The following is a 5925-nucleotide window of genomic DNA, read 5'->3' as shown; positions in this document are numbered from 1 at the left end:
ATCATGTCGCCGCGCGCCACATCGACCGGCCGGTCGAGAACCAGCGTGATGGCATCGCCGGCCACGGCCGCATTGCGCACGAGGTCGAAGGTGACGATCTGTTTGACATTGGCCACCGTGCCGGCCGGAAGGACAACCACGCTGTCGCCGGGCTTGACCGAACCGCCGGCAACCGTGCCCTGATAGCCGCGAAAGCCTTCATTCGGGCGGCTGACACGCTGGACCGGCAGCCGGAACCCGACCGTCTGCGCGCTCCTTTGCGTTGCCATTTCCAGAACGCGGACGAGCGTCGGACCACCATACCAGGGCATCGATTCGCCGCCGCCATGAACGACGTTCTCACCAAGGAGCGCGGACATCGGAATGGCGGTGACATCGGTCACCCCGAGCGACAGCGCGAACTGACGGAACTCAGCCGCAATCCGGTCGAACCGGATCTCATCATAATCCACGAGATCGATCTTGTTGACGGCAAGCACGAACTGGCGAATGCCCATCAGCATCGCGATTGTCGCATGGCGCCGGGTCTGCTCGAGAAGGCCGGCCCTCGCGTCGACCAGGAGCACGGCCAGATCGGCGGTCGAGGCACCGGTCGCCATGTTGCGCGTATATTGCTCGTGACCGGGCGTATCTGCGACGATGAACGACCGGTTATCGGTCGAGAAATAACGGTAGGCGACGTCGATGGTGATGCCCTGCTCTCGCTCGGCCTGAAGACCGTCGAGCAGCAATGCGAAATCGGGCAGGCCAAGTTCGTTCTGCCCGCCGCGCCTGTCGCGTTCGAGCGCATCCGCCTGGTCGTCCTTGACCGCCTTCGTATCCCACAAAAGGCGGCCGATAAGGGTCGACTTCCCGTCATCGACGCTGCCGCAGGTAATCAGCCGCAGCGGTCTTGCATTGCGTCCGGCCGGTTCGATTTCGGCACCGGCACGGGTGGCGATTTCAGCATTGGCGGTCATCAGAAGTAACCCTCGCGTTTTTTCTTCTCCATGGAACCGGCCTCGTCGCGGTCGATCGCCCGGCCCTGACGCTCCGAAACCGTCGCCGTCTCAAGTTCACCGATAATGTCGTCGAGTGTCGTCGCCGTTGATCGGATCGCGCCGGTCAGCGGGAAACATCCCAGCGTGCGGAACCGGATCATCTCCTTGCGCCTGACTTCGCCCGGCAGCAGTTCCAGACGCGCATCCTGCGCCATGATCAGCATGCCGTCACGTTCGACGACGGGTCGTTCGGCGGCGAAATAGAGCGGCACGATCGGGATGTTTTCCGCCTGTATGTAGCGCCAGATATCGACCTCGGTCCAGTTGGAGAGCGGAAAGGCGCGCACGCTCTCACCCTTGCGGATCATGCCGTTATAGATCGACCAGAGCTCCGGGCGCTGATTGCGCGGGTCCCAGCGGTGGTCGGGCGTGCGGAAGGAATAGATTCTCTCCTTGGCCCGCGAGGCCTCCTCATCGCGCCGCGCGCCGCCGAAGGCCGCATCATAGCGGCCCGCATCGAGCGCCTGGCGCAGCGCCTCGGTCTTCATGACGTTGGTGTAGGCGGAGGATCCGTGCGTGAAGGGCGTGATGTTCTCAAGCTGACCGCGCGGATTGGTGTGCGAAATCAGCTCCAGATCGAATTGCCGCGCCACCTCGTCGCGAAAGGCGATCATTTCCGAGAACTTCCACCCCGTGTTCACATGCAGCAGGGGAAACGGGATTTTCCCGGGGTAAAAGGCCTTGCGGGCGAGATGCAGAAGCACCGACGAATCCTTGCCCACCGAATAGAGCATGACCGGCCGCTCGAACTCCGCCGCCACCTCCCGGAAGATGTGGATGGCTTCGCTCTCAAGCGCCTTCAGATTGGGATCGAGGGGAGGTTTTGTCTCGGACATATCCGGTTCCGTTCTACTCGGCCGCTTGCGGCGATGTTTCCTGTCCCGCGACATGCAGACCGCATTCGCGCCTGGCATCGTTTTCCCACCACCAGCGGCCGGCGCGCTCGTCCTCGCCCGGTTTGACGGCGCGTGTGCACGGTTCGCAGCCGATCGACGGGAACCCGCGCGCATGCAGCGGATTGAGCGGCACACCATGCTCGTCGGCATAGGCATGGACGGCCTCGATGTCCCAATCGGCGAGCGGATTGGCCTTCAACAGCCCGCGCTCGGCATCGTATTCAGCGAAGGGAACACCGGCCCGGTTGGCGGACTGGCCACGACGCAACCCGGTGATCCAAAGGTCAGCGCCGGCGAGCGCCCTTTCCAGCGGCTCCAGCTTGCGCACGTTGCAGCAGGCATGACGCGCCTCGACACTGTCGTAAAACCCGTTGAGGCCAAACCGCGCCACATAGTCCGCAAGCTTTTGTTGGTCGGGCCGGTAGCGCTCGATCGAAATCCCGAGCTTCGCTTCGGTCCGGTCGATCAGTGCGACCGTCTCCTCAAAGAGCCGTCCCGTCTCCAAAGTCACGATCTGCACCTCGGGCGCCGCCCTTGAAAGCGCGTGCGCCAGCACCTGATCCTCGATGCCAAGGCTTGTCGTGAAGACCGCGTTGTCATGCGTCTCCGCCAGCAATGTCAGGCGGTCTTCAAGGCTCAGAGCACCATAGTCAGCGTTGCTTGCCGGGTCGCCGGCCACTGCCTGTCCGATTTGCATGGAAACCTCCAAAATTGCGTTTGGCACCAAGACTGAACCAATTTTGGACCTATTTGAAACAACGCTGTTCTATATGGGCGTGCGTGCCGGCATTAAATTGTCGTGCAACGAGCGCTGGCGCGAAAACTGATTTCGCGCCGCCCACAATATCGCCGGCCGCCTTTTTCCTGCGCATCTTTGACGTATATTGAGGAAAGTCGTTTTGTATGTCAGAGGCCAAGCAATTCTGAGTTCTAGGAAGCCATGCCGCCAGTTATCTCGCTCACCGACCTCGACAGCCTGCTCGGCAAGGAGCTGGGTGTCTCCGAGTGGATCGAGGTCGATCAGAAGACCATCGATCTTTTTGCCGATGCGACCCATGACCATCAGTTCATCCATGTCGATCCGGAGCGGGCGAAAGCCGAAACCCCCTTCGGCGGAACCATTGCCCACGGTTTCCTGTCCCTATCGCTGCTTTCCAAGATGAACTATGACTGCATGCCCAGCGTCAAAGAGCAGCGCATGGGCATCAATTACGGCTTCAACAAGATCAGGTTTCTGACGCCGGTGCGCAGCGGATGGCATGTGCGCGGCCGTTTCGTGCTCAAGGAAGCGCGCTACCGCGGCTCCGATATGGTCATGCTGACCCACGGTGTTGCCGTTGAGATCAGGGAAGAGAAAAAACCGGCGATCACGGCGGAATGGCTGACCATTATCCGCTTCGACCCCGAAGACCACCCGGAAAAGCAGAACCGGGCGGCCGGCTAGATCATCGGCGCCCGTGCCGCATCGGCGAGGAAATCGAAGACATAGGCCGAAAAAGATCGCCAGCATTCCACCCGGAAACGCTCTTCCGATTCCCGCAACAGCACGATCTCGGCCTTGCCGAACAAAGTCCGGGAGCAGGTTCCCACCGGGAATGCTGTCAGCGAAAGGTCCTGCGGACAGCCGGCGTTAAGCGTTGCCTCGGCCGCCGGTCCCGAAACGATGATCGCCGTGTTGCGCTGCGACACGTCAACGGCGGAAAAAAGACCCTTCACGCCATCGCAGGCGGCCGCCAGATCGGCGGAGCCCGCATCGATCACCAGCCATTCATCGGGACCGATCCAAAGGGCGCGCCGTCCCCTGCTCTTGGCGGCTTTCGACTGTGCGGACTCTTTTGGCTTTTGCGGCAGTTTGACGCCCAGCGCCTTCGACAGTTCTGTAACGGCATCCGCCCGCGCACGCAGCACGAGCCGGCTTGCAGGTCCCGCCGGCTCAATCCGCACAAGAGGCGAGCCGGCCGTTCGTCCCTCCAGCGGCCGTTGCGGCCGTGCGGCCTTGCTGTCAGCCATTGACCCGCTCCCCCTTCTCGTCGAAAAACACTGTTGCGCTCACCGTCACCTCGATGGTCCGGTCGGGCATCGGCACGTAAAGCGTTTCGCCCATCCGCGCCCGGCCGTCCGCGATCAGCGCCATGGCGATCGCATGGCCGCAATTTTCAGACCAGTAGGATGAGGTGACATGGCCCAGCATGGTCATGGGAACAGGCTCGTTCGGATCGGCGACGATCTGCGCGCCCTCTTCCAGCACCGTCCTGGGATCCTTGGTTTTGAGGCCGACCAGTTGCTTGCGCCCGTCCGCCGTGAGATCGGGCCGCATCAGGCCGCGAATGCCGACAAAATCCTCCTTGGATTTGGCGATCGCCCAGGAAAGCCCCGCATCCTGCGGCGTCACGGTCCCGTCCGTGTCCTGACCGACGATGATGAAGCCCTTTTCGGCGCGCAGAACATGCATCGTCTCGGTTCCGTAGGCGCACGCGCCCAGCGGTTCGGCCCGGTCCCAGATCGCCTCCCACACCGATTGGCCGCAGTCGGCGGGCACATTGACCTCGTAACCGGCCTCACCGGTAAAGGAGACACGGAAGAGCCGTGTCGGAACACCGCAGATCCTGCCTTCGCGGGCGCTCATATGCGGCATGGCCTCGTTGGAAAGGTCGATGCCCTCCACCAGCGGCGCGATGATCTCACGCGCCTTCGGCCCCTGCACGGCGATCACCGCCCATTGCTCACTGGTCGATGTCAGCCAGACATCGAGATCCGGGAACTCGGTCTGGAGATAATCCTCCATATGATTGAGAACGCGCGGCGCGCCGCCGGTCGTCGTCGTCACATGGAAGCGGTCTTCGGCGAGCCGTGCGACGACGCCGTCATCATAGATGAACCCGTCCTCGCGCAGCATGATGCCGTATTTGCAGCGTCCGGGTTTCAGCTTCTGCCAGCCATTGGTGTACATCAGATCGAGGAATTTCGCGGCGTCGGGACCGACAACCTCGATCTTGCCGAGTGTCGAGGCGTCAAACAGGCCCGCGCTCTCACGCACCGTCCGGCATTCGCGATTGACCGCCGCATGCATGTCCTCGCCGACACGCGGATAGTACCAGGCCCGCTTCCATTGCCCCACATCCTCGAAGACGGCGCCGTGCGCCTCCTCCCAGCCATGCATCGGCGTTCGCCGCGTCGGATCGAACAGCCTGCCCCTGCCGTGATTGACGATCGTCCCGAAGGTCACCGGCGTATAGGGCGCGCGGAATGTCGTCAGCCCCACCTCGGGCAGCGCCTTTCCAAGCGTTGCGGCCGCGATGGCAAGGCCGTGAATATTCGATGTCTTGCCCTGGTCCGAGGCCATGCCGTTGGTTGTGAAGCGCTTGACATGCTCGATCGAATGCATGCCCTCGCGCACGGCGAGGCGAATGTCCTTCGCCGTCACGTCGTTCTGGAAATCCACAAACGCCTTAACATTCGTATCCGGTCCGGCTCCCGCGGCGCTTCCCGCCATGCCACCGGACCAGTCGCCGCCGCCCTCGGCTTTAAGCCTGGGCCTGGCCGAGCGTTTTCCGCCCGCCGATTTTGCCGCCTGCAAACCCGCATCGACCGCCTCGTCGATGCTGTCCTGCAGGCCGTCCGTTCCGTTGCAGGCGCCGACGCTTGCGCAATCCTGCGCGTAATCGCCGGGCAGGAAGCGCTCGCTGGCCGCATCCCAGGCGACCTTCCCGCGAGACTGGGAGAACATGTGGACCGACGGCGTCCAGCCTGCCGACATGATCAGCGCATCGACGGCAATGGATCGCGCACCGCCGCCGCCATTACGCTCCACGGTCATCGAGGATATCCGCCGCGCACCCCTCGTATTCGTCACGCTATGGCCGGTCATGACCGCGATGTCGAGATCGGCCGCTTTGGCAAGCAGCCCCTCGCCCGGATTGTCGCGGCAGGCGACAATCGCCTCGATGGATACACCTGCGCGGCACAGATCGACCGCCGTCTCGTAGGCG

General features: G+C 62.8%; 6 protein-coding genes. 1 reads left to right on the top strand and 5 read right to left on the bottom strand.

The annotated features are described in order from the left end of the window. The 3 genes from AC5E6N_RS11980 to AC5E6N_RS11970 all read right to left on the bottom strand — a co-directional run. Window positions 1–959, bottom strand: a 959-nt coding sequence (locus AC5E6N_RS11980; RefSeq protein WP_491748031.1) for a GTP-binding protein, incomplete at its 3' end; no start/stop codon positions are given. After that, on the bottom strand, window positions 959–1876 hold the full coding sequence (cysD, locus tag AC5E6N_RS11975; RefSeq protein WP_491748030.1) for a sulfate adenylyltransferase subunit CysD: 918 nt from the start codon (window positions 1874–1876) through the stop codon (window positions 959–961). The genes AC5E6N_RS11980 and cysD, both read right to left, overlap by 1 nt. 13 nt (window positions 1877–1889) lie before the next feature. Beyond that, window positions 1890–2633, bottom strand: a complete 744-nt coding sequence (locus AC5E6N_RS11970) for a phosphoadenylyl-sulfate reductase (RefSeq protein WP_491748029.1) — start codon at window positions 2631–2633, stop codon at window positions 1890–1892. 243 nt (window positions 2634–2876) lie between these two features. Here AC5E6N_RS11970 and AC5E6N_RS11965 point away from each other — a divergent pair, with 243 nt between their 5' ends. Next, on the top strand, window positions 2877–3380 hold the full coding sequence (locus AC5E6N_RS11965) for a MaoC family dehydratase (RefSeq protein WP_491748028.1): 504 nt from the start codon (window positions 2877–2879) through the stop codon (window positions 3378–3380). Here the strand turns inward: AC5E6N_RS11965 and AC5E6N_RS11960 are convergent. Both AC5E6N_RS11960 and AC5E6N_RS11955 read right to left on the bottom strand, forming a co-directional pair. Next, window positions 3377–3946, bottom strand: a complete 570-nt coding sequence (locus tag AC5E6N_RS11960) for a sarcosine oxidase subunit gamma (RefSeq protein ID WP_491748027.1) — start codon at window positions 3944–3946, stop codon at window positions 3377–3379. The genes AC5E6N_RS11965 and AC5E6N_RS11960 overlap by 4 nt on opposite strands. Further along, the coding region (locus AC5E6N_RS11955; RefSeq protein ID WP_491748026.1) for a glycine cleavage T C-terminal barrel domain-containing protein at window positions 3939–5925 on the bottom strand (1987 nt) is incomplete at its 5' end. The genes AC5E6N_RS11955 and AC5E6N_RS11960, both read right to left, overlap by 8 nt.

The organism is Hoeflea sp. (assembly GCF_984452065.1).
Note: the sequence above shows the minus strand (reverse complement) of the source record. Positions and strands in the feature narration are given on the sequence as shown.

Bases quoted from the DNA above. Each gene is read 5' to 3' on its own strand.
- AC5E6N_RS11970 (WP_491748029.1), bottom strand. From the start codon at position 2,633: ATGCAAATCGGACAGGCAGTGGCCGGCGACCCGGCAAGCAACGCTGAC.
- cysD (WP_491748030.1), bottom strand. From the start codon at position 1,876: ATGTCCGAGACAAAACCTCCCCTCGATCCCAATCTGAAGGCGCTTGAG.
- AC5E6N_RS11965 (WP_491748028.1), top strand. From the start codon at position 2,877: ATGCCGCCAGTTATCTCGCTCACCGACCTCGACAGCCTGCTCGGCAAG.
- AC5E6N_RS11960 (WP_491748027.1), bottom strand. From the start codon at position 3,946: ATGGCTGACAGCAAGGCCGCACGGCCGCAACGGCCGCTGGAGGGACGA.